Origin of the sequence: Gloeocapsopsis crepidinum LEGE 06123 (genome assembly GCF_015207655.1) — a bacterium.
In the GTDB taxonomy this organism is placed as follows: Bacteria; Cyanobacteriota; Cyanobacteriia; order Cyanobacteriales; family Chroococcidiopsidaceae; genus Gloeocapsopsis; species Gloeocapsopsis crepidinum.
This window is the reverse complement of sequence record NZ_JADEWN010000143.1, coordinates 1-1,170: the sequence shown is the minus strand read 5'-3', so window position 1 is coordinate 1,170 and position 1,170 is coordinate 1. Positions and strand designations below refer to the sequence as shown.

At 43.6% G+C, this 1,170-nt stretch carries 1 protein-coding gene and 1 pseudogene; one reads left to right on the top strand and one right to left on the bottom strand.

Annotation, left to right across the window (positions count from 1 at the left end; genetic code table 11):
• Positions 1-700: pseudogene (locus tag IQ230_RS26220) on the bottom strand (IS701 family transposase); the annotation flags it as partial.
• Between the two features lie 179 nt (positions 701-879).
• Here IQ230_RS26220 and IQ230_RS28085 point away from each other — a divergent pair.
• On the top strand, positions 880-1,170 hold a 291-nt coding region (locus IQ230_RS28085; RefSeq protein ID WP_193935097.1), incomplete at its 3' end, for an HIT domain-containing protein.

Genomic DNA, 1,170 nt, shown 5'->3' with positions numbered 1-1,170 from the left:
AGACAGGAAACTTCAAGCCCCGAAGACGAAGTTGTTGCCCTCGCTTGTGTAGTTGAGCAACACAGCGCCCATCAACTAACTTACGGGTACAAGCGATGCCTGCAATTACGTGAAACTTTCGCTTTCGGACACCATGTAGAAACTCCAGACTACCAAAGGCTGTATCTACGAGAACCATTACCTGGAAGTGCTTGGTTAATTTTTTAGGCAAACATTTGACCAATTTTAATCCCAGTTGTGCAGGAGAGGAAGTACCTCTTCCCCTCCATACACGGAAACTCCAAGGAACTCGCCACCGACCGACAACCAAATACACCACAACCAAATGCAAACCTCGTTTTCCGTTGTAGAAGCGGATTAGATTTTGAAATCCCTTAAATTTTCCAAATTTTTCCAGAGTTGTCAGGTCAATAATCACTTGTAGAAATGGTTTGCGCCCTAAAGGACGCTCGGACAAAATCTCCTCAATAACACGGTTACGAGTAGTGCGAATTACACTCTTGGTTGACCAATCGTAAATATTGAGAAATCGACTTAAGGCACTGGCGGACTTGCTTTTACTATGTTCAGGTAGGGGATACCCTTGTGCCTGCAAAAACAATCCCAACATTGCTTCAAGATTTTCTTGTTGGTAAACAGAAGGCATTAATGACAGCAGAGTGTACACTAAGTTTTGGGCGTGGGCAAGAATTGAAACCATTTTTCTTGCTTTTCTATAATCCTTTTCACGCCCTTTTTCTCATTTTTTGTGCAATCAGGGTATTATCCTGAAGGTTTCCATATAATTACAAGTTAGGCATTGCCTCGTCAATGCAGACAAGAGATAAACATTGTCAGCAAAGGTAGAAACAAAAAGCAGCAACGTCAAGAGGCAAAAGGATGACCAAGTGTATCATCTGCGACATCGTAGCAGGCAAAATCCAATCTTGGGTTGTTTATCAAAATGCAGACGTTATCTGCTTTCTACCAAAGACGCTGGAAGCATATGGTCACACGCTCATAGCTCCCAAAGCGCATTATCCAGATGTTTACTCCATACCTGAAGCCCTGCTCACAATAGTGAGCGCTACCGTCCAAAGTCTTGCCATCCACTACAATCATCGAATAGGTTCATCGGGAACGAATCTGCTGCACGCCAGTGGAGTATCAGCGCAGCAATCAGTGTTCCAT